This window comes from Serratia sp. G204Y (assembly GCF_051172435.1).
Lineage (GTDB): Bacteria > Pseudomonadota > Gammaproteobacteria > Enterobacterales > Enterobacteriaceae > Serratia > Serratia sarumanii.
Genome location: NZ_JBPIZA010000001.1, coordinates 1,906,365 through 1,927,672 on the forward strand (window position 1 = coordinate 1,906,365; position 21,308 = coordinate 1,927,672).

Below are 21,308 nucleotides of genomic sequence, written 5' to 3' on the forward strand. Positions count from 1 at the left end.
TGGCATGGGTAAATATCCTAAATAAAGATAATATTCAAACCAGCTAAGAACATACTTAGCCTGCATATTATTTCTCTACTCATAACGATGCAATGATGCTCGGATCCTTGCGGCAAAAAGAAAATGAAAAAACCAGCGCCACATCGACCTGCCCTCGCCATGAGGTCGCCGCTTCCTACAGACTTCACTCAATGCGCCACATCCTCTCTCAACGCGGCACTTCCTCAATCATACCTAAACAATAACCATTATCATTTCCAATTATTGCGCCAGTTTATTACACTTCCCTACCTCACCGGTTAGGAACATTCCTAGTCAGCGAGCCTCAGGATAGAGAAAGAGTTAGGGACACCATGAAGAATTGCCGTTGTTTGATTGCCTTGCCGTTATTGATGTTGACCGCCTGCACCCAATGGGAAAGGCCCGGCGCGGTTGAGAGTACCCGAAATGCCGAATATGCCGAATGCCGCAGTCGCGGCTACGAACGTTTTCCGCCGGACATGGTGCGGGACGTGGAGTTCAGCTACGAAAACAAATACATTCCTTGCGAGAAAAATAAGAAAGACTGTCCATCGGGATACCGCTATGACAAGGAACCGTCGATTAAAACAGTGCAAACCGATCGCAATCAGTCCGCACGAGACGCCACCATCGAAGCCTGCATGTACGGCAAAGGCTGGCGAGAGAAAACCTACTATTGGCCGCAATGGTGATATAGCGGCGTTTGCCGGGTGCGGAATGCCCGCTAAGCCATTCAGCCGTCGTCGTCATCGCCAAGCAGCCCCAGCGCAACCAACGTTTCCGCTCTGACCGGCGTTAAAGGCACACGCGGCGGCGGCAAAGGCCAGCCAAAAAGCTGCCTCGCCGCCGTCGCACAGACTTTACCCTGACATGCCCCCATGCCACAGCGGCTGCCCAGCTTGGCCGTGTGCCAATCCGGCTGATGACGCACCTGTTCCAGCATGACGTCTTCACAGCGGCACAGCAGCGTTTGTGGTTTGGCCAGCGAATCCAAGCGCTCATCGAGAGCGAAGGCTCTGGCCGCCGCCGTGGCAAAACGCCGCCATCGCCGCCGCTGCGCCGCCAGGCGATCCGCCTTTTCCCGCTGCCCGGTGGCAGCATAACCGGCGATGGCGCCTTCGGTGAGCGCCAATTCACTGCCGCCGATGCCGGTACATTCCCCGGCAGCAAAAATTTGCACCTGGCTGGTTTGCTGCCAATGATCCACCGCTACGGCGTCGTGTTCTATCCGACACCCCAGCAGCATCGCCAACTCAATGTTCGCCACCAGACCAAAACCGCAGGCCAACCTGTCGCAGGCGATCGTTCTTTCCCGCCCGCCGTTATTGACGCGCACCGCGGTTAAACGTTCTTGCCCCAACGCCGCCTGCACCCGGCTACCGGCACGGTAACGATGCGGCATCAGAGAAAACGCCTGACGCAGCTTGCCTGGCCAACGCCACAGGCCGCCGGCGAACGCCGCCAACCGCCAAAGCGGCGCCTGCTCAGCCACCAGCACCACCTCGCCTCCGGCCTGTTTCACGCTGTTCGCCACCGCCAACAGCAGCGGCCCGCTGCCGGCTATCGCCACTCGTTCGCCGCGGATAGCCAGCCCTTGCTTGATTTGCGCCTGTAGACCACCGGCGCCGGTCACCCCCGGCAGCGTCCAGCCGGGGAACGGCAGCAGAAGTTCACGCGCGCCATTGCATAGAATCAGCTTTTGATAGCGAATCACGCCGCAGCCATCGGCGTCTTCATACGCCAATCGGTTAGCGCCACACTGCGCCACCAGCTTGCAACCGGGCTGCAGCGCAATATTTTCCTTCGTCGCCACCGCCTGCCGATAGCGGTTCGCCGTTTCAGGCAAAACCACCTGTGGCCCATCGCGCCAAATTTGCCCGCCGGGATGCGGATTATCATCAATCATTCGCACCTGGCCACCGCTTTCCGCCGCGGCCAGCGCCGCCGCCATGCCGGCCGGCCCGGCACCGACGATCAGCACCTCACAGTCTAAGTTACTCATCATCGCTCCTCTCAATGCGCATGCCGGCTTGGCACAGCGTTTGGCACGCCAGGCGACGCAGACCGTTAATGTTCACCCGGCACTCCTGACAAACGCCCATGCCGCAAAAGGGAGCGCGCGGTTGATGTGAAACAGACAACCGACAACGATCGTCGCCGCACAGGCTGAGCGCCGCAGCAACGCTGAGGCCAACCGGCACCCGCCGGTGCTCGCCATCGATGCTCAACGCGATCGTGTTTTGTCTTTCATTCATACAGGCAGCTCCTCGGCGGCAAACGCCCGCGCCGCCAAATACGGGGAATCGTCAATCTCCGGCGTTTGCCGGCCGATCTGCGCAGCGATCAGCGCAGCGCTGCCGAGGGCGGTCGTGACGCCCAATCCCTCGTGCCCCAGTGCCAGCCACAGCCAGGAATACCGTGGATGCGCGCCCAACAGCGGCAGCCCGTCGGCGGAGGCGGCGCGCAGCCCGGTCCAGCAGCGAATGATGTTCATCTGCGCCAGTGCGGGCAAGAAATGCTGCGCACGCGCAAGCATCGCCGCCAACAGCGGCATGTCCAACACCGAATCGACGGCGCCGAACTGGCGAGAAGAACCGATCAGCCATTGCCCGGTGGGCCGTGCCTGCACATTGAATGCCACCGACGTGCCGTCGCTGGCATGCGCGCTGGCCCCATACCCCAACTCCACCAGTTGATGCCGCACCCGCAGCGGGTAGCGATCGGTGATCGCCAGATGGCCCTTTTTGGCGTACAGCAAAGTCTGCGGCAATAGGCCATTGGCCCCAAGGCCGCACGCCAGGAGCACCACCGGCGCGGCCAGGCGTCTGCCGTCCGCCAGCCGCACGGCTCCCTCTTCCAGCGCTGCCGCTTCGCCGTGCACCACGTCGATTGCCGCACCACCGTCGGCCAACAGCCAGCGAGCCGCGAGCGGCGCATACAGAATGCCGTCGCCCGGCACCCGCAGTCCGCCGGCCAGGCCGTGCCGCAGCATCGGCTCCATGGCGGCGATCTGTTCCGCCGTCAGCAATTCCGCGGCCACGCCCTGCTCCGCCAGCCGCACCCGCTTTTGCTCGGCGATGGCCATTTCATCCGCTTTATCCGCCAGCCATAGCGTTCCGCAGCCGCGCCAGGCACACGCTTGCGGCATGCGCCCCGTCACTTCACGCCATAACCGCAGCGAATAAGCGCTCAACGCCAGCTCGGCCGGATTATCGTCCATGCACACCAGATGCCCCATGCCGGCGGCGGTGGCGCTGGCGCGGCGATCGTCCACCACCGAGACGCGATAGCCTTCCCGCGCCAACCGCCAGGCGCAGGCGGCGCCGATGATGCCGGCGCCGACCACGATGACATCGGCTCCCCGCTCGGCGCCCATCAGCGTATTCCCCAGACGAAGGGATCGCGTTCGTCGAGCAGCAGCTGGCTATCGGCGCACACGTAGGCCTGCCCGCGAATAAAGGGGGCGATGCGATCGCCGTTCCAACGATAATAGGCCTGGAATTCGCTGCCGATCACGCTGGCCTGCCGCCACTGCGTGTCCGGCGGCAGTTTGCCGTCCGCCGCCAGACACGCCAGTTTGGCGCTGGTGCCGGTGCCGCACGGGGAACGATCATAGGCTTTACCGGGGCACAGCACGAAGCTGCGGCTGTCGGCCTGCGGATCGTCACCGAACAGTTCGATATGGTCTATCGCTCCGCCGTCTTCACCGTGAATGCCCGCCTGTTCCAACGTCTGCCGCACCGCCCAGGTGAACGCGGTCAACGCCTCCAGATTTTGTTTATCGATGGACAACGGCGACTCGCCGATCAGGAAGAACCAGTTGCCGCCCCAGGCGATGTCACCGGTCACCGGCCCGTAACCCGCCACCTCAAGCCGCACCTGGCGGCGGTAACGATAAGCCGCCACGTTCTCTACCGTGACGCTGCCGTCCTCGTGCAGCGTGGCGTTTACCGGGCCGACCGGGGTTTCTATCAGATGGCGCCCGGCGTGGATGCGCCCCAGGTGCGCCAGCGAAGCGATCAGCCCGATAGTGCCGTGCCCGCACATGCCCAGATAGCCGCTGTTGTTAAAGAAGATCACCCCGGCGGTGGCCTGTGGCGAGCAAGGGCGGCACAGCAACGCCCCCACCAGCACGTCATTGCCGCGCGGTTCGAGCATCACCGCGCAGCGCCAATCATCATAATGTTGCGCGAAGCGCGCCCGCCGTTCCGCCATGCTGCCCGCGCCGAGATCGGGAAAACCTTCCACGATCAGGCGGGTCGGCTCTCCGCCGGTATGAGAATCGATCGCCCGCAAAGCGGTGATATGCGCAGAAAGTGCCATCGGCGTCTCCTGAGTTAATGAGATGTTACCAATAGCGTTAGCCTGAACGAATGTGGGCTTAACGGCTTGATGCGTTTCGGCGCGGCGAATGAAGAAATCAGCATAGTGACAAAAGTCAGGCCTGACGCGTTGCGGGCATGATATTAACGAATGCCATAACAATAACTTATTTATCATGACGTTACTTTCATGCTAAATCTCCGCATGACGAGAAACGCCGCAGTTTTCAAGCAACCGCCACGCGCCGTCCGGCAAAAGTATGCGGCAATCCGCATATTTGGCAGGTGGCCGGAAATAGCGCTTGATTCGTTACAGAAAAGTTAATATTGATGCGAAGACATCAACCTGACCCGCCTGTTTTCCCGGCTAACGACCGAAAAGGGACTGCTATGAGATCCACTTCAGACTATCAGCCTCCGGTTTCTCTCTCGCCGCCTTCACTCGTGGGGCTGCCGGAACAGGAGGACGTTTTTGCCGTCGAACATCTGTCACGCCTGTGCGACGGGCTGGCGCAGCAGCGCCCGAACAACCTGCGCGATCTGCTGAATACGCTGGCGCTGATCGCGCCGTTGCTGAACGCGATCCCCAACGTGGTGTTCTTTATCAAAGACGCCCAGGCCCGCTACCTGCTGGCCAACCTCACGCTGGCCAGGCGCTGCGGTTTCAAAACCGTCACGCCGCTGCTGGGCAAAACCTCCGCCGACGTTTTTCCCGCTCAGCTCGGATCCGACTATACCGAGCAGGATCTGCGGGTATTGCGCCACGGCGTGCTGATCCAGGATCAGCTGGAAATGCACCTGTACAACGGCCGAGAAACCGGCTGGTGCCTGACGCAAAAGCTGGCGCTGTATGATGCACAGGGAAAAATCATCGGTATGGCGGGTATTTCTCACGATCTGCAGGAGGCCAGGGCCAATCACCCGGCCTACCAACGGCTGGCGGCGATCGACGTGCACATCCGCCGCCACTATGCCCGGCCGATCGCGCTTGAGGAGCTGACGGCACTGACCGGGTTGTCGGTGGCGCAGATCGAACGCTACTGCAAACGTATCTTCCACCTCACCCCGCGCCAGATGATCCATAAAGTGCGGCTGGAAAAGGCCACTGAACTGCTGGCCGGCGATCTGCCGATCACCGACATCGCGCTGCAGTGCGGCTACACCGATCACAGCGCCTTCAGCCGTCAGTTCAAAGCGATGACCGGCTCCACGCCGCGCGATTTCCGCCTGACGCTTTCCGCTTAACGCGCTGATTTATCTGGTTACCCCCCTCTTTTCACGGTGCGCCGGCGCCCGGATTTTTCACGCCCGCGTTCCGCCGGCATTGTGCCAATTTCGTCGCGGCAATCGGCGAAAAGCGTCAAGCCTCCCTGCGCAATACCGGTCAATCTGTCGGTGAGCCTTACCAAAGATTCACTTTTCATTAACACTTACGGACGACAGGACAAACACGATGAGCCATAAAGCCATAAGCTGGAGCGGCGTATTCCCGGCGGTGACGACCCAGTTCCGCAACGATTTCTCTCTGGATCTCGACGCCACTCATACGGTGATCAAAAACCTGGTGCGCGACGGTGTCTCCGGCCTGGTGGTGTGCGGCACCGTCGGTGAAAATACCTCAATGACGGTGCAGGAAAAGCTGGCGGTGATCGAAGTGGCGAGAGACGCCGCCGACGGTAAAGTGCCGGTGATCGCCGGCATCGCCGAGTTCACAACCGCCTTCGCGCAGAATATGGCGCGTGAAGCGCAAAAGGCCGGCGTCGACGGGATTATGGTGATGCCGGCGCTGGTCTACTCCGCCAAGCCGCACGAAACCGCCGCGCATTTCCGCAGCGTCGCCGGCGTGACCGATCTGCCGATCATGGTCTACAACAACCCTCCCATTTACAAAAATGACGTCACGCCCGACATCCTGACCTCGCTGGTCGACTGCGAGAACATCGTGTGCTTCAAAGACTCGTCGGGCGACACCCGCCGCTTTATCGATCTGCGCAACGAAGTCGGTGATCGCTTCGTGCTGTTCGCCGGGTTGGACGATGTGGTGCTGGAAAGCATCGCCGTCGGCGCGCAAGGCTGGATCTCCGGCATGTCCAATGCCTTCCCGCGCGAAGGGGAAACCCTGTTCCGGCTGGCGAAGGAAAAACGCTATGAGGAAGCATTGGCGCTGTACCGCTGGTTCATGCCGCTGCTGCACCTCGATGCCCGCCCTGACCTGGTGCAGTGCATCAAGCTTTGCGAGCAGCGAGTCGGCCGCGGCAGCGCCGTCACTCGTCCGCCGCGCCTGGCGCTGCAGGGGGAAACGCTCAGCGAGATCAACGCCATGATCGATAAAGCGCTGGCCACTCGCCCGTCGCTGCCGAACGTCGGCCTGTAACGCCTTCACCGCCCGGCCATGCAGGGCGTCATGCTTTCTCTACCGGGGGAACCGATGCCCAACGCTCGCTATGCCGCCATCAGCGGCCAACAATTTATCGGCGGCCAGCGCCGCGCCGAAGGGGAAGCGGCGCTGCTCAGCCTGCGCGCCGACGACGGTCAGCCGACCGGTTACCGCTTCCACCAGGCCACGGCGGCAGAAACCGCCGCCGCCGCCGAAGCCGCCGCCGCGGCTTTTGCGCCCTATTCGCAGCTCAGCGCGGAACAACGCGCTAACTTTCTCGACGCCATCGCCGAGGAGATAGACGCGTTGGATGATGTTTTCTTCGCCTTCGCCATGCAGGAAACGGCCTTGCCCCAGGCGCGGTTGAGCGGCGAACGCGCCAGAACCAGCGGCCAGATGCGGCTGTTCGCCACGCTGCTGCGGCGCGGCGACGTCGAGGGCGTGCGCATCGACTGCGCGCTGCCGCAGCGTTCCCCCCTGCCGCGCCCCGATCTTCGTCAATACCGCACGGCGCTCGGCCCGGTGGCAGTCTTCGGCGCCAGCAACTTTCCGCTGGCGTTTTCCACCGCGGGCGGCGATACCGCGGCCGCGCTCGCCGCCGGCTGCCCGATCGTGTTCAAGGCGCACAGCGGCCATATGATCACCGCGGAGCTGACCGCTCAGGCGATCGAGCGCGCACGGGAACGCACCGGGATGCCCGCCGGCGTCTTCAACATGATCTTCGGCAACCGCGTGGGGGCCGATTTGGTACAACATCCGGCGATTCAGGCGGTGGGATTCACCGGCTCGCTGCAAGGTGGCCGGGCGCTCTTCGATCTGGCGACGCAACGCCCTCAACCTATCCCGGTCTTCGCCGAAATGTCGAGCATCAACCCGGTAGTGATCCTGCCCAAGGCGCTGGCGCGGCGCGAGCAGCTCATCGCACAGGAATTGGTCTCTTCCTTCACGCTCGGCTGCGGTCAGTTCTGCACCAAGCCCGGCGTGATCGTCGCGCTGCGCGGCGCCGCCTTCGAGCGGCTGACCGAAACGATGAGCGCCCTGGTCAACGCCGCCGAGCCGCAACCGATGCTGAATGCCGGCACGCTGGAGCACTACCGTCACAGGCTGGCGGCCCTCGATACCCACCCGGGTATGCGGCGTCTGGCAGGCCGCAGCGAAACGCCCGCTCTTCGCGCGGCGGCGCAGCTTTATCAGGCGGAGGGGACGCTGCTGCTGCAGGCCGACCCGCTGCTGCAACAAGAGGTCTTCGGCCCGGTCAGCATCCTGGTGGCGATGGATGACGAAGCGCAGCTGCATGCGGCGCTGGCGGCATTGCAAGGCCAGTTGACCGCCACGCTGCTGGCGGACGACGACGATCTCGCGATGGCCGCCGGGCTGACGTCCCTGTTGGCGCGCAAAGCCGGTCGGGTGCTGTTCAACGGGTATCCTACCGGGGTGGAGGTGTGCGACGCCATGGTGCACGGCGGCCCTTATCCGGCCACCAGCGACGCGCGCGGCACCTCGGTAGGCACGCTGGCCATCGAGCGTTTCCTGCGGCCGGTCTGTTTGCAAAACACCCCCGCAGCGCTGTTGCCGCCGGCGCTGCAGGACGCCAACCCGCTCAACCTGCTACGGCTGGTGAACGGCGTTTACACCCGAGATCCCCTGGTTTCACCTGCCCAAAATTAGCCCGGCCGCATCTGCCTGCCACTCAATAACAAAAGGGTAATACCATGACAACCCAAGGCAAATTCAAGAAGCAGCTTACGCTCACCGATCTGACGTTCATCGGTCTGGGCGCCATCTTCGGCTCCGGTTGGCTGTTCGCCGCCAGCCATGTCTCCTCCATCGCCGGCCCGGCCGGCATCTATTCCTGGCTGATCGGCGGCCTGGCGGTGCTGCTGCTCGGCATCGTCTACTGCGAGCTGGGCGCCGCCCTGCCGCGCGCCGGCGGCATCATTCGCTATCCGGTATTCTCACACGGCGAACTGATGGGTTATCTGCTGGGATTTATCACGCTGATCGCCTTCTCCAGCCTGATCGCCATCGAAGTCGTCGCCGCCCGGCAGTACGCCGCCGCCTGGTTCCCGTTCCTCAGCCAGCCGGGTTCCGGCGACCCGACCCCGGTCGGCTGGCTGGTGCAGTTGGCGCTGCTGTGCTTTTTCTTCGCGCTCAACTATTACAGCGTAAAAACCTTCGCCAAATCCAATAACCTGATTAGCGTGCTGAAGTTTCTGGTGCCGCTGCTGGTGATCGTGGTGTTGTTCAGCTTTTTCAAACCGGAAAACCTGCACAGCCAGGGCTTTGCCCCCTTCGGTTCCGCCGGCGTTGAGGCCGCCATTTCCGCCGGCGGCATCATCTTTGCTTACCTCGGCCTGACGCCGATCATTTCGGTCGCCAGCGAGGTGCAACGGCCGCAGCGCACCATTCCCATCGCGCTGATCCTGTCGGTGGTGCTGTCCACCATCATCTATGTGCTGCTGCAGATAGCGTTTCTCGGCAGTATCCCCAGCGAGATGCTGAGCGGCGGCTGGGCCGGCATCAGCCAACAGTTCTCCCTGCCGTTCCGCGACATCGCCATCACGCTCGGCATGGGATGGCTGGCGTTTCTGGTGGTCAGCGACGCGATCGTTTCGCCGAGCGGCACCGGCAACATCTATATGAACGCCACGCCTCGCGTGATCTACGGTTGGGCACGCGCCGGTACCTTCTTCAAACTGTTCACCCGGGTGGATGGCGACTCCGGCATCCCCCGCCCGGCGCTGTGGTTGACCTTCGCTCTCTCGGTATTCTGGACGCTGCCGTTCCCGTCGTGGGAAAAGCTGATCGGCGTGGTGTCCGCCGCCCTGGTGCTGAGCTACGCCATCGCCCCGGTCACCGCCGCCGGGCTGCGGCGCAATGCGCCCGATATGCCGCGTCCGTTCCGGGTGCGCGGTTTCTGCGTGCTCGGCCCGCTGTCGTTTATCATTTCGGCGCTGATCGTCTTCTGGTCCGGCTGGGACACCGTCTCCTGGCTGCTCGGCTTGCAGATCCTGATGTTCTTCATCTACATCCTGTTCAAGAATCAGGTGCCGACCCATGCCGTTAGCCTCCGGCAGCAAATTTGGTCCTCGCTGTGGCTGATCGTCTTCTATGCGCTGGTGATCGGGCTTTCCTATCTCAGCAGCTTTGGCGGCATCGGCGCTATTGCCCACCCGTGGGACACCCTCACCATGGCGGTGATTGCGCTGGCGATTTACTACTGGGGCGCCTATACCTGTTTACCCCAGGCCAATTTTATCGGCGATGAAGAAGAATGAACTCGGGGAGGACATCGAAATGACATCCATGCACGTGCTGTCGCTGGAACAGGCTTATCAACTGGCGTTGCGTACGCTGCGCAGCAACGGTTTCAATCCGGCTCATGCCGAGGCGGTGGCGCAAAATGTCACCCAGGGTGAACGCGACGGCTGCGCTTCTCACGGGCTATACCGGCTGTTGGGCTGCGTGCGATCGCTGCGGGCAGGCAAGGTCTCTGCCGATGCGATGCCCAGGTTGTTCGACCAGGCACCGGCCATCTTGCGCGCCGACGCCGGCGGCGCGTTTTCCCTGCTGGCCTACCGCACCGCTCTGCCGGTCTTTATCGAGAAGGTGCGCGCCAATGGCATCGCCGCGCTGGCGATCAACCGCTGCGTGCATTTCTCCGCGCTGTGGGCCGACATCGAACCGCTGATCGAACAGGGGTTGGTGGCCTTGGCCTGCACGCCCAGCCACGCGTGGGTGACGCCGGCCGGCGGTTCGCGACCGCTGTTCGGCACCAACCCCATCGCCTTCGGCTGGCCGCGTGCGGATCGGCCGCCGTTTTTGTTCGACATGGCCACCAGCGCGGCGGCGCGCGGCGAAATCGAACTGCATCGCCGCGCCGGCACCCCGCTGCCTGAAGGCTGGGGCATTGATAAGGCGGGCAATCCGTCCACCGATGCCGCCAGCGTGCTGGAGGGTGCAATGCTGACCTTCGGCGGGCATAAGGGCTCGGCGCTGGCAGCGATGGTGGAATTGTTGGCCGGGCCGCTGATCGGCGATATGACCAGCAAGGAATCGCTGGCCTATGACGACGGCACCGGTTCGTCGCCTTACGGCGGTGAGCTGATCATCGCGTTGGATCCTGAGCGTTTTCTCGGTGCGGATAAGGCGAAATATTTCGCCGGAGCAGAGGCGATGTTTGCCGATATGCAGGCGCAAGGCGCACGCATTCCCGGCGAACGCCGTTATCGGCAGCGGCGCCAGAGCGAGCAATACGGCGTGGAAATCCCCAGGACGTTGTACGACGAAATCGTGGCGCTGTGCGATTAGCGCCGGGTTAATGCCCCGCGCCGGCAACCCGGCGCGGGGAAAGGCTTATCCTGCCTGAGCCAGATCGCTGTGCAGGCGCTTGCGCCACACCGGTTTGGTATCCCAGCGGGCAAAGTGTTTCGCCTCTTTACCCGGCTGCACCTGATGCCACATATCTTCTTGCCACCGGATCGGTTCCTTTCCTCGCAACGTTGGGCGGGTCTGTTTAATCGTCCGTTGCAAGACGCCCGCTTCCTCAGCGGTAATGGGCGGCGCCTGTCTGGCGGCATCCAGCGCCCGGCTTCCCAACGGCGCCATCACCTGATACAACACGTTGACCTGCTGCAGCGTCGCTTGCTGATTAGTGCTCATTCCCTTACCCGACCAACCGTCGAAGTTTTCGCCGGGATCGTCCCCCTGCGCGCGATATTCGTTACCTGGCCCCTCGACGATATTCCATCCTTGCCAGGTCACCAGAGTGTGTAATCCATCGCGATCCTGCAGATTTTTATTTTTGATCTGTTTGAGCACCTCGGCGCGGTTTGGCACACCGATCAGGTTCATAAACTCGTCCAGCGCGTCCCAATGCTGCCCCGCCACCAGACCATTCCAGACATTACGCAAACAGTTCCAGGGAATGGTGTGATGCCAGGTCAGCGTAATAAGCGGCTTGGTTGACGCATGTTGCCAACGGCTCGGTTCACTGCCCCGATCGCCTCTGATAATCCCATCGACTTCTAATGGCATAGCTGCCCCTCTTCTGGCTGAGATGAAGAATATGCGCAAGGCCGGTGGCCCGGTTGGCATAAAAACGTCAGCTAAAATCGTAGCAGCTCAGGCTGAGATGGCAATAAAGCGCCAGGCACGCTCTGCTGCCGACCGGCAACCGCAGAACGCGCCCGAAAACGGTGGGCTTAAGATGGATTATCTGACCACCATTACCGAAATATTGGCATGGCGAACGATAGCGGCGGCGTTAGATCCCAGCAGATAGGTTTTCACGCTCGGGCGACGCGAACCGATGATGATCAGATCGGCGTCGATCTCTTCCGCCAGTTCCAACACCTGATCGCGTGCAGAGCCGAAGCTGACGGTATAATTGAGGCGATCCAACGGCAGATCGATTTCGGACATGATTTTCTTCAGTTTATCCACCGCCTTCACTTCCGCCTGATTCTCAAACTCCTTGAGACCGAACGAATAGGCAGTAACAAACGCCGAGGCATCCGGCAGCGCATGGAAGAAATGCACTTTAGCGCCGGACAGCTTCGCCAAATATTCCACATGCTTCAGCGCATGCTCGGTCAACAGATCCTCTTCAATATCGATCGGCACTAAAATAGTCTTGTACATATCACGTCCTTTCTATGTAAACCGGGTGCCTACAGAATACTGCCGCGCACGGCCGCGGTGAATCGCTTTATCACGCTTTTGTGATCGGGGGGTAAATACTGAATAAGGACAGTTCTTAATTTAACAAAATATAAACATTACGCCGATAACGGATAGGGACTTAATTATTTATTGCTCGAGATTAAATCAGCTGCAAATAAACCGCTTTGGCGGTGGCGGCGGTCTTATTAGCGACAGAAAGTTTTTTAATCGAGTTGCCGATATGGAAATTGACCGTGCGCTCGCTCACCCCCATCAACAGCGCGATCTCTTCCGCCGTTTTCCCTTCGCTGCACCAGCGTAGGATGTCTTTTTCGCGCAGCGTCAGCACATCTTTTATCGCGTCGTCGTTCACCGAGATCAAGGCTTCACGCAGCGTTTTATGGGCGGTTTGCGCCAGCCAAAGGAAGAAGGTTTCATTTGCCGCCCGCGCTTGCGGCGTTTGCTCGGGTAGCGCTTTGCCGGCAAACGTCAGGATCCCCAGCCGGCCATAGCAATCCTTGACCGACTGCGACCAACCGGCGCACAGGCCGAACTGCGCCATATGCCGCCAAACCAGCGGCCGCTCGTGATAAAAGCTTTCGTCCCACTGAAACTGCAGCGTGGAATGGTGAGCGCGCTCAATAACCGGATCCTGCAAATACACCCGCTGCCGCCGATAATCTTCGAGATAGTTCGCTGAAAAATTCCCTTCGATCAGCATCTTGGGGCGGCTGGCCGGATAACAGGAAAACACGATGTAGGAGAAATAATCAAACCCCAACGCCTCAGCGCAGGGCCCCAGCTGCGTCAGAAAACGTTCGCGATCGGCCAGGCTGCCAATCACCTCCGCCATGAGCCGTTGAGTGCGGGTATCCATAACGCAGGTTCTCCAGATAGCGATGCCGATTTATCGATAGGTCAGACTCACTATAGAATATCGCCGTCCGGCGTCAGTAGCCGTTTCATATAATAAAAAATACCAACGCTATAACGAAAACAGCTATTCCCCTTAAAATAAGCCTTTTTATTGCGCCGCACAGGAAAACTACGCGAATAGCATAATATCCTCGGCGCGTAAACCTGTCATTTCTACCGTTAGACAGCCAAGGCACCGCCAATTACTTTCCAGACAGGCACCCGGTGCCGCCGTAAATCCAAAGAGATAATAAGCATTTGCGAATTTCGCATGGCATACAGTGACGGGGATTTTCTATGGCAGAAAGTAATGCGGCAATTCAATCGGCTGCGATTATCGGTGCGGGAACGATGGGCAGAGGCATCGCTTATCTTTTCGCGCAAAAAGGCATTCGCACGGTGCTTTATAATCGCAACGGCAATACCCTCAATCAGGCTCGCGAATATATCGCGCAAGACCTGAACAAGAAAGTCGAACAGGGCAAGATCGCGCTGCAGGATAAAGGCGCAGTGCTGGCCAATCTGGTGTTCACCTCGGTGTTTGAGACTATCGCCGACAGCGATCTGGTGATAGAAACCATCGCCGAGCAAGAGCAAACCAAACTTGAGGTGCTGGCGGCCATCGCCGCGGCGGTCAAGCCCGACACGCTGATCGCCACCAATACCTCCTCACTGTCGCTTAACAAGCTGGCAACCGCGGTGACGCACAGCGAGCGGTTTATCGGTTTGCACTTTTTCAATCCCGCGCCGCTGATGAAACTGATTGAAATCATCCCGGCCTACTTTACCGCACGCGCCACCACCGAACGTTGCCGTCAGCTGGTGGCCGCGTTGGGGAAACGCGATGTCGTCTGCCAGGCCACGCCGGGGTTTATCGTCAACCGCATGGCCCGCCCCTACTACCTGGAAGGGTTCCGCCTGTTGGAAGAACACGTGGCGCGCGCGCCGCAGATCGACCGCGCCCTCAAGGCCGGCGGGCACTTTCGCATGGGGCCGCTCGAGCTGACCGATTTTATCGGCCAGGACATCAACTATCAGGTCAGCCGGCAAATCTGGCAGGACATGCAATACGATCCGCGCTATACCCCCGGCCATCTGCAGCGTTCGCTGGTCGATGCCGGTCTGTTGGGGAAAAAGAACGGCCGCTCCTATTTTGCCGCCGAAGAAAACGCCTTACCGGTAACGGCCGCCTCCAATGCAGACGTCGAGACGCTGCGCGTTTACGGCGAACACCCTTTTTTTACCCTGTTGCAACAGCGGGCCGCGCTTCAGTGGCCACGGCTGCGCGTGGAGCAACGGCCGGCCTTACCGGGTCTGGGGCCGGCCGTCCAGATCAATGAGGCTTTCACCGTCAGCGTCACCGATGGCCGCACGGCGAGCCAATTGGCGGAGCTGACGGCGGCGGATGCCTTTGTGGTCGATGTCGCCCTGAACTACGCCGACACGGCGTATCTGGTGGCAGCGCACAACCGCCACGCCTCTGCGGCCAATAAGGCGCTGTTTTTACGCCTGCTGCACACGGCAATCCCGCAGGTTGAATTTATCAAGGACTCCCCGGCGCTGATCGTCGCCCGCGTCCTCAGCAGCCTGATCAACGAGTCGGTGATCATGGTGGAAAGCGGCGTCTGCAGCCGGGAAGACATCGATGTCGCCGCCGTCGCCGGCGTTAACTACGCCGACGGCATTTTCGGCTGGCTCGATAGCCTGGGGGAGAAAAACGTCAGGACGACGCTGAGCAACCTGGCGCAGCTGCTGCACGCGGCACGCTATGCGCCGCATTACACCCTTCTACACGCCGCGCAACCGGTGCTGACGACCACGCCTTAAGGATCCATGATGAGCATTAACGATGACGGCGTTTATCTGATCGACGGCACGCGCACGGCGATTGGCGCCTATGGCGGCAGCCTGGCGCATACCCGCCCCGACGACATGGCGGCAACGATCATCCGCAGTCTGCTGCAGCGCCATCCGGCGGCGGAAGCGAAGCTGGACGAAGTGGTGCTGGGCTGCGCCAACCAGGCCGGCGAGGACAACCGCAACGTCGCCCGCATGGCGGCGCTGCTTTCCGGGCTGGATCCGTCGGTGCCGGCCATCACCCTCAACCGCCTTTGCGCCTCTGGGTTGGATGCGGTGATCTACGCCGCGGCGAAAATCCGCAGCGGCCTTAGCGAACTGATTCTGGCCGGCGGCGTGGAAAGCATGAGCCGCGCGCCCTATGTGCTGAGCAAGGGCGACACGCCGTTCGACAAGGGGGTGAAGCTGTACGACACCACGCTGGGATGGCGCTTTGTTAACCCGCGGCTGGCGGAGCGCTACGGCAGCGATCCGCTCGGCATCACGGCGGAAAACGTGGCTCAACGGCAGTACATCTCGCGCGAGGAGCAGGATCTGTTCGCGCTGGCCTCGCAGCAAAAGGCCCGCCGGGCGATCGACAGCGGCCGGCTGGCGCGGGAAATCACGCCCGTGGACGTGCCGGCGGATCGCAAGACCATGCGTACATTCGCGCAGGATGAGTTTCCGCGCCTCAGCACGCTGCAGCAGCTGCAGGCGCTGAAACCGGCGTTCTCCGCCGGCGGTTCGGTCACGGCGGGCAACGCTTCCGGCATCAACGACGGCGCCGCCGCGCTGCTGCTGGCTTCCGGGCGCTACGTGAAACGCCAGGGGTGGCAACCGCTGGCGGAGATCGGCGACAGCGCGGCCGCCGGCGTTGAACCGGCGCTGATGGGGCTGGGGCCGATCGCCTCCACCGAGCGCTTGCTGCAGCGCGGCGGGTTCACCTTGAACGACTTCGACATCATCGAGATTAACGAAGCCTTCGCCTCACAGGTTCTGGCGGCGCTGAAACACTGGCGCATCGACGCCCACGACGCGCGGGTCAACCCGAACGGCGGCGCCATCGCGCTCGGTCACCCGCTGGGGATGTCCGGCGCGCGCCTGGTGCTGTCGGCGGCGCTGGAACTACGCGATCGGCAGGCCGGCAACGCATTGGTGACGATGTGCGTCGGCGTCGGTCAGGGGCTGTCATTAAACCTTAAAGCCGTTTAACACAAGGAACATACGATGAGCGTACTGAACATTCTTGAAGAAAAGCTGGCGGAAACCAAAAAACAGGGGCGTTTTCGCGAGTTCCTCAACCTTGAACGCGGCGTGCAGGACAAACCCTGGGCCACCAGCCACGGGCACCACGGTGAGCGCCGCCTCAACGTCTGGTGCTCGAACGACTATCTGGCGATGAGCCACCACCCCAAAGTGCTGCTGGCCACCACCGAAGCGGTTAACCGGGTCGGGCTGGGCACCTGCGGCGCCCGCAGCATTTCCGGCACCTCGGTCTACCACAGTGAGCTGGAAACGCTGTTGGCCAGCGCCTACGGCAAAGAGTCGGCGCTGCTGTTCACCACCGGTTTCGGCGCCAACGACGCCACCTTGTCCACCCTGTGCGACGCCATTCCCGATCTGATCGTGTTCTCCGACGAGCTGAATCACGCCTCGATGATTTACGGTATCCGCTACAGCAAAGCGGAGAAAAAGATCTTCCGCCACAACGACGTGGCACACCTTGCCGAACTGCTGCAGGCCGCCGATCCGGCGCGGCCAAAGCTGATCGCCTTCGAGTCGCTGTATTCCATGGACGGTGACTTCGCCCCGCTGGCGCAGATCGTGGCGCTGGCGGAGCAATATCAGGCGCTGACCTATCTCGACGAGATCCACTCCGCCGGCGTCTATGGCGAACGGGGGCTGGGCTACGCCGAACAGCTGGGCCTGCTGGATAAAATCACCATTATTCAGGGTGGGTTCGGCAAATCTTACGGTGCGGCGGGCGGTTATATCGCCGCGCCCCGCTCGGTGGTGGAGGCGGTGCGCAGCTGGGCTCCGGCATTCGTCTTCAGCACCTCGTCGCCGGCGCCGGTGGTGGCCGCCGCGCTGGCCAGTTTTAAATACAACCTCGAGCATGACACCCAGCGCAAGCACCTGCTGGCGATCGTCGATCACCTGAAAACCGGCCTGCGCTCCGCCGGCATCCCGCTGGTGTCGGCCGACAGCCATATCCTGCCGCTGAGGGTCGGCGATCCGCACCGCAACAAACACATCAGCAAAGTGCTGCTCGATGAGCATGATATTTACGTGCAACCGGTCAATGCGCCGACGGTGCCCGCAGGCAGCGAGCGGCTGCGGGTGACGCCGACCTCGGCGCACTCCCATGCCGACGTGGAGACGTTCCTGGCCGCGCTGGGGCGGGTCTGGGCGGCGAACGATCTGCGGAGGGCGGGATGACGTTAGCGGATTATAACGGCCATCTGGTCACGCTCTGTCTGATGGCGACCGGCACGTTCGCCATCGGCACCGACGCCTTTATCGTCGCCGGCGTGCTCAGCGACATTTCCGACACCTTTGCCGTCAGCCCCGCGCAAGCGGGGCAGTTGATATCGATATTCGCACTGGCTTATATGCTGTTCGCGCCGCTGACCGCCTGGCTGCTGGGCAACGTCAACCGCAAGCATATCCTGCAGCTGGCGCTGGTGCTGTTCATCGCCGGCAACCTGGCCTGCGCCTGGGCCACCAGCTACCTGCAGATCTCGCTCGGCAGAGTGCTGGCCGCATTGGGAGCAGCCTGTTACACGCCGCAGGCCGCCGCCGCCGCGGTGGGGCTGGTGGCGGAAAAACGCCGCGGCCTGGCCATTTCCATCGTCTATGGCGGCATGACGTTGGCTATTGCGCTCGGCATTCCGTTCGGTACTTTTCTCGCCAAACTGATCGGCTGGCGTGAAATCTTCCTGTTCATCGCCCTGCTGGGGGCGATTGCGCTGCTGGGCCTGTCGCTGGCGCTGCGCGCCATCGCGCCGCCAGGCAAGCATTCGCTGAAAGAGCGGCTCGCCCCGCTGCGGCAAAAGGCGGTGCTGACCACGCTGCTGATCACCTTTTTCGCCGTTTGCTCGGAACACATCGTCTATAGCTACGTCAGCGTATTGCTGAAAAACACCCAGTTCGGCCCGCAGGCGATCCTGCCCCTCGCGCTGCTGGTGTTCGGCATTGGCGCGGTGATCGGCAACTTTGCCTCCGGCGCGTTAACCGATGCCCTCGGCAGCAAGTTCGTGCTGCTGTTTTCCGTGGCGATCCAGACGCTGTCCCTGTTTCTGCTGGCCTTTTATGTCACTTCCCCCTGGTGGGTGCTGGCCATCTTCCTGGTCTGGGGCATCACCGGCTGGATGTACCTGGTGCCGATCCAGCATCACCTGTTGTCGCTGTCGAAACGCTTTGGCGCGCTGACCGTGTCGCTCAACAGCTCGGTGCTGTACGCCGGCATCGCGGCGGGCGGCATGCTGGGCGGCCTGACGCTCTACGCGCTGCCGGCCTATTACCTGCCGCTGTTTTCGCTGCCGCTCGGCGCCATCGCCCTGCTGCTGACACTGCTGTTTTTCCGGGGAGAGACCGGCAATGAGTAAAGCCCTTCCGGTGCTTTATGAGCGCCATGGCGAGCAGGTTGCGGTCATCACCCTCAATCGGCCGGAAAAAAAGAACGCCATCAACCTGCAGATGGCCGAGCTGATCCGCACTTACCTGCGGCAGGCGGATAACGATGACTCGGTGCGCGCGATCGTTCTGGCCGGTCAACCGGCGGTATTTTCCGCCGGCATGGATGTCGACGCCTTCCGTCAGGGCGAACTGCCCATCGTCACGCCGGAGGGGTTTGGCGGGCTGATCCATGCGCAGATCGCCAAGGTGATCATCGCCGCCGTTGACGGCATCGCGTACGGAGGCGGCTTTGAGCTGGCGCTGGCGTGCGATCTGATCGTCGCCGGCCAGAACGCGCGCTTCAGTTTCCCCGAAACCGGGCTCGGGTTAGTCGCCGCACAAGGTGGATGCGCGCGCTTGCCGACGCGCATTTCCCCCTATGTCGCACTCGACTGGCTGCTAACCGGCAGAACCGTCGGCGCACGGGAGGCGCTGTCGCACGGCGCCATTTCCCGTATCAGCGAGGGGGCGGCCCGGGAAGAGGCGCTGCGCATCGCCGAACAGATCGCCGCAAAAGATCTTGCAGCCAGCCAAACGGTGAAGGCCATCGTGCGCCAGGGGCTGGCACGGCAAGAAGCCCCCTCATTCGCTTTTCAACAAGGCCCGGTCGAGCGCCTGCGCCAGGCTGCCGCCCGCCGATAATTCTCCCGCCGGTTCGCCTGAACCGACATTTCCCGCTTTTCCGCCACCGCTCATTTTACGCAGCCCGCCTCTTGGCGCTGGGCTACACTGCCGTTAGCCCTAATGCGCTGATAAGGAAAAACAATGCGCCTTTTGCCTCTGCAGACCCCCAGACTTCGCCTGCGCCCGTTCACCGCCGACGATCTGCCCCACTTTACCGCCTACCGCAGCCACCCGGACGTGGCGCGCTACCAAAGCTGGAGCGACTACAGCGCCGCCGATGCGCAGGCCTTTTTCGCACAGCAACGGCGGCTCGAATTCAACCGTGACGACAGCTGGTTTCAACTGGCGGTCGAGCGCCGCGAGGACGGCGCGTTGCTCGGCGATATCGCGGTGCATTTCTTCGATGAGGGGCGCCAGGCTGAACTGGGCGTGACCTTCGCGCCCAGCCACCAGCGTCAAGGGCTGGCGCGCGAGGCGCTGAACGCCGTCATCGCCCTGCTGTTCGGGCCGCTGGCGAAGCACCGTATTACTGCGGTGGTGGACGCGCGTAATCTTGCCGCCGCCACGCTGTTTGGCAAACTGGGTTTTCGGCGCGAGGCCCATTGGCGGCAAAACGTGTTTTTCAAAGGCGCGTGGGGCGACGAATTCGGTTTCGCTCTGCTGCAAAGCGAATGGCGGGAGAATGCAAAGCATGACGCTGCTGAATAAATACCTTGGGCAATACCAGTTCTCGGAGCGGCATGCGATCGCCATCGCCGCGCCACAGGCGCGGATCCTGGCGGCCGTGGCCGCTTACGATCCCAAGCACGACCGTTTTTTCCGCAGCATGATAGCGCTGCGCGAATTGCCCGCGCGGCTGATGCCACGCAATAAACCCAGCCCGCCGCCGTTTGGCCTGCATAACTTTTGCCTGCTTGAGCAGGATGACAGCGCGTTGGTCTATGGCCTGATCGGCCGCTTTTGGCAGGCTGAATACGGTCTGGAGCAGGTCGCTGACGGGGCGGGCTTTCTGGCCTTCGTTAAGCCCGGCGTCGCCAAACTGGCGCTGGGTTATGTCGTGAGCCCTCTGCCGGACGGCCGCTGCCGCCTGGTGACGGAAACGCGCATCTTCTGCCCCGACGACGCCAGCCGGCGGCGGTTTACCCCCTATTGGTATGCGATTCGCCTGGTCAGCGGGCTGATACGCCGCCGTATGTTGCGCGCCATTAAAACAGTCAGCGAAAAGCCGGCGGTGAATCATTCACCAGGCTGATTTATTTAAGAGCATTCTTAGAGAATGAAAATCATTATCAGCCTATTTTTTAATCACAACAAGATAGTAGTGAGAAGCCATTGACCCCGCCCCCTGCGGGGATTTTTTCGCCTATTTATCACCTGTTTCAGGAAATACCTGCATAAACAGGAAGGTGCAAGGCTTGCGCTGATGCTGGTTGATCTGCGGCACCAGCCGGGTGAAATGCTCGGTCTGGCAATGCGCATCCAGGGCGGCGCGATCCGGCCAGCTTTCGATAAAAATAAAATGCCCGGGATCCTGCTGGTCGATACACAGCTCATAACTGATGCACAAAGGTTCCTGCCGGGTTTTCTCCACCAGCTCGCGATACCATGGCATAACGGTTGCAATGTGTTCCGGGTGGATAAAATCTTCAGCGATGACCTTCAGCATGTAGCGCTCCTGTATTTTGTTTTGCCGCGTTTCACCTTATATCCCCCCCTCACGAGATGAAAGCGCCTTTCTCCGGGTCTACCACCGGGTTGCCAATTCGGTGATAGCGCACACAGATCGCGATCAAAGCGCTTGAACGCGGCATAGCCCTGTGTGAACTTTTAATTAACAAGAAAGCAACACACCATTCACCGTGGTGATGTCT

Annotated in this window: 21 protein-coding genes; 13 read left to right on the plus strand and 8 right to left on the minus strand. The window is 61.4% G+C overall.

Features of this window, described 5'->3' with window-relative positions:
• Positions 1-353: 353 nt before the first annotated feature.
• A complete protein-coding gene (locus ACSBQQ_RS09360) occupies positions 354-713 on the plus strand; it encodes a hypothetical protein (protein ID WP_033646527.1) in 360 nt (119 codons plus the stop codon).
• A gap of 41 nt (positions 714-754) precedes the next feature.
• Here ACSBQQ_RS09360 and ACSBQQ_RS09365 read toward each other — a convergent pair whose 3' ends face one another.
• Genes ACSBQQ_RS09365 through ACSBQQ_RS09380 form a run of 4 tightly spaced genes read right to left on the minus strand, consistent with a single transcriptional unit; the run spans position 755 to position 4,344 of the window.
• Entirely contained in the window at positions 755-2,023 is a 1,269-nt protein-coding gene (locus ACSBQQ_RS09365; RefSeq protein WP_033646528.1) for an FAD-dependent oxidoreductase, read from the minus strand.
• Positions 2,016-2,276, minus strand: a complete 261-nt coding sequence (locus ACSBQQ_RS09370; protein ID WP_033646529.1) for a (2Fe-2S)-binding protein — start codon at positions 2,274-2,276, stop codon at positions 2,016-2,018. Before ACSBQQ_RS09370 ends, ACSBQQ_RS09365 begins: the two co-directional genes overlap by 8 nt.
• The gene (locus tag ACSBQQ_RS09375; RefSeq protein ID WP_060428407.1) at positions 2,273-3,397 is read right to left on the minus strand and encodes an NAD(P)/FAD-dependent oxidoreductase; all 1,125 of its coding nucleotides are present in this window, start codon (positions 3,395-3,397) and stop codon (positions 2,273-2,275) included. Before ACSBQQ_RS09375 ends, ACSBQQ_RS09370 begins: the two co-directional genes overlap by 4 nt.
• Complete coding sequence (locus ACSBQQ_RS09380; RefSeq protein ID WP_033654191.1) at positions 3,397-4,344, minus strand: 4-hydroxyproline epimerase; 948 nt, start codon at positions 4,342-4,344, stop codon at positions 3,397-3,399. Before ACSBQQ_RS09380 ends, ACSBQQ_RS09375 begins: the two co-directional genes overlap by 1 nt.
• A gap of 389 nt (positions 4,345-4,733) precedes the next feature.
• On the opposite strand from ACSBQQ_RS09380, the gene ACSBQQ_RS09385 reads away from it, so the two are divergent.
• The 5 genes from ACSBQQ_RS09385 (at position 4,734) to ACSBQQ_RS09405 (ending at position 11,031) form a co-directional block, all read left to right on the plus strand.
• On the plus strand, positions 4,734-5,588 hold the full coding sequence (locus ACSBQQ_RS09385) for an AraC family transcriptional regulator (RefSeq protein ID WP_033646534.1): 855 nt from the start codon (positions 4,734-4,736) through the stop codon (positions 5,586-5,588).
• A gap of 208 nt (positions 5,589-5,796) precedes the next feature.
• On the plus strand, positions 5,797-6,717 hold the full coding sequence (locus ACSBQQ_RS09390) for a dihydrodipicolinate synthase family protein (RefSeq protein WP_060428405.1): 921 nt from the start codon (positions 5,797-5,799) through the stop codon (positions 6,715-6,717).
• 54 nt (positions 6,718-6,771) lie between these two features.
• Positions 6,772-8,388 (plus strand): aldehyde dehydrogenase (NADP(+)), encoded by a 1,617-nt coding sequence (locus ACSBQQ_RS09395; protein ID WP_060428403.1) that lies wholly within the window; start codon positions 6,772-6,774, stop codon positions 8,386-8,388.
• Between the two features lie 44 nt (positions 8,389-8,432).
• Positions 8,433-9,998, plus strand: a complete 1,566-nt coding sequence (locus tag ACSBQQ_RS09400; RefSeq protein ID WP_033646537.1) for an APC family permease — start codon at positions 8,433-8,435, stop codon at positions 9,996-9,998.
• A gap of 19 nt (positions 9,999-10,017) precedes the next feature.
• On the plus strand, positions 10,018-11,031 hold the full coding sequence (locus tag ACSBQQ_RS09405) for an Ldh family oxidoreductase (RefSeq protein WP_060387556.1): 1,014 nt from the start codon (positions 10,018-10,020) through the stop codon (positions 11,029-11,031).
• 45 nt (positions 11,032-11,076) lie between these two features.
• On the opposite strand, the gene ACSBQQ_RS09410 is transcribed toward ACSBQQ_RS09405, so the two are convergent.
• The 3 genes from ACSBQQ_RS09410 to ACSBQQ_RS09420 form a co-directional block, all read right to left on the minus strand.
• Entirely contained in the window at positions 11,077-11,757 is a 681-nt protein-coding gene (locus tag ACSBQQ_RS09410; RefSeq protein ID WP_033637942.1) for a hypothetical protein, read from the minus strand.
• 177 nt (positions 11,758-11,934) lie between these two features.
• Positions 11,935-12,363, minus strand: coding sequence for a universal stress protein (locus ACSBQQ_RS09415; protein ID WP_033637941.1), 429 nt, complete (start codon positions 12,361-12,363; stop codon positions 11,935-11,937).
• A 181-nt stretch (positions 12,364-12,544) separates the two neighbouring features.
• Complete coding sequence (locus ACSBQQ_RS09420; protein WP_060426508.1) at positions 12,545-13,261, minus strand: LuxR family transcriptional regulator; 717 nt, start codon at positions 13,259-13,261, stop codon at positions 12,545-12,547.
• Positions 13,262-13,596: 335 nt separating this feature from the next.
• On the opposite strand from ACSBQQ_RS09420, the gene ACSBQQ_RS09425 reads away from it, so the two are divergent.
• The 7 genes from ACSBQQ_RS09425 (at position 13,597) to ACSBQQ_RS09455 (ending at position 20,689) form a co-directional block, all read left to right on the plus strand.
• The gene (locus ACSBQQ_RS09425; RefSeq protein WP_060387554.1) at positions 13,597-15,126 is read left to right on the plus strand and encodes a 3-hydroxyacyl-CoA dehydrogenase NAD-binding domain-containing protein; all 1,530 of its coding nucleotides are present in this window, start codon (positions 13,597-13,599) and stop codon (positions 15,124-15,126) included.
• A gap of 9 nt (positions 15,127-15,135) precedes the next feature.
• Positions 15,136-16,347, plus strand: coding sequence for an acetyl-CoA C-acyltransferase (locus tag ACSBQQ_RS09430; protein ID WP_060387553.1), 1,212 nt, complete (start codon positions 15,136-15,138; stop codon positions 16,345-16,347).
• Positions 16,348-16,362: 15 nt separating this feature from the next.
• The gene (gene hemA, locus ACSBQQ_RS09435) at positions 16,363-17,574 is read left to right on the plus strand and encodes a 5-aminolevulinate synthase (RefSeq protein ID WP_033646541.1); all 1,212 of its coding nucleotides are present in this window, start codon (positions 16,363-16,365) and stop codon (positions 17,572-17,574) included.
• The gene (locus ACSBQQ_RS09440) at positions 17,571-18,743 is read left to right on the plus strand and encodes an MFS transporter (RefSeq protein WP_060387552.1); all 1,173 of its coding nucleotides are present in this window, start codon (positions 17,571-17,573) and stop codon (positions 18,741-18,743) included. Before hemA ends, ACSBQQ_RS09440 begins: the two co-directional genes overlap by 4 nt.
• Positions 18,736-19,455 carry an enoyl-CoA hydratase-related protein gene (locus tag ACSBQQ_RS09445; RefSeq protein ID WP_033637933.1) on the plus strand — a complete coding sequence of 240 codons (720 nt, stop codon included), beginning with the start codon at positions 18,736-18,738 and terminating at the stop codon, positions 19,453-19,455. The genes ACSBQQ_RS09440 and ACSBQQ_RS09445 overlap by 8 nt, the downstream gene beginning before the upstream one ends.
• 123 nt (positions 19,456-19,578) lie before the next feature.
• Positions 19,579-20,145: a GNAT family N-acetyltransferase gene (locus tag ACSBQQ_RS09450; RefSeq protein ID WP_039566654.1), complete on the plus strand. Its 567-nt coding sequence runs from the start codon at positions 19,579-19,581 to the stop codon at positions 20,143-20,145.
• Complete coding sequence (locus ACSBQQ_RS09455) at positions 20,129-20,689, plus strand: hypothetical protein (RefSeq protein WP_033654200.1); 561 nt, start codon at positions 20,129-20,131, stop codon at positions 20,687-20,689. Before ACSBQQ_RS09450 ends, ACSBQQ_RS09455 begins: the two co-directional genes overlap by 17 nt.
• A gap of 111 nt (positions 20,690-20,800) precedes the next feature.
• Here the strand turns inward: ACSBQQ_RS09455 and ACSBQQ_RS09460 are convergent, their stop codons facing one another.
• Complete coding sequence (locus tag ACSBQQ_RS09460) at positions 20,801-21,103, minus strand: putative quinol monooxygenase (RefSeq protein WP_033637930.1); 303 nt, start codon at positions 21,101-21,103, stop codon at positions 20,801-20,803.
• Positions 21,104-21,308: the final 205 nt, after the last annotated feature.